We start from the raw sequence: 666 nt of genomic DNA on the forward strand, positions 1-666 counted from the left end.
GAACTGGCCGCCATGGCGGCGCCGGTGGCACACGACGCCGACGCCGGCAACGCGGTGCCCACTGGCATCGTGCCGCTGCTGCCGATCCAGGCCGATTTCTTCGCCATGCCGATGACCCGGCGTCACCACTGGAACCAGTCGGTGCTGCTCGATTGCCGGGATGGGTTCGATACCGGGGCGCTGGCAGCAGCGCTGGGCGATCTGGTCGTCCATCACGATGCGCTGCGGCTGCGGTTCGTCGAAGCGTCGGGCGTCTGGCAGCAGACGTACGCCGATGAAGAGACCTGCGCCGACCTGCTGTGGGTGCGGGACGCCGCAACGGAGGCCGAACGGCTGGCGCACTGCGAAGCCGCCCAGCGCAGCCTCGATCTGGCGCACGGTCCGCTGCTCCGTGCTGTCGCGCTGCGGACCGGAGACCGCTGGCAACTGCTGCTGGCGATCCACCATCTGGTGGTCGATGGCGTCTCGTGGCGGGTGCTGATCGAGGATTTGCATGCGGCCTATCGGGCACGGCTGAATGGCGAAGCTGCAGCACCGCCGGCGCGCACGGCGTCCTACCAGCGCTGGGCCGAAGCCCTGCGCGACAGCGCCGCCCGCCGTGGCGAGGAAATCCCGCACTGGCAGGCGCTGGCCACCGTTGACGCCTCCCTGCCGGCAGACGAAGCC

1 protein-coding gene is annotated in these 666 nt (G+C 70.3%); it reads left to right on the forward strand.

Features of this window, described 5'->3' with window-relative positions:
* Positions 1–666: condensation domain-containing protein (locus P3W85_RS21890; RefSeq protein ID WP_276266325.1), on the forward strand; the 666-nt coding region annotated here is incomplete at both ends.

Source organism: Cupriavidus basilensis (genome assembly GCF_029335485.1).
Taxonomy (GTDB): Bacteria; Pseudomonadota; Gammaproteobacteria; order Burkholderiales; family Burkholderiaceae; genus Cupriavidus; species Cupriavidus basilensis_E.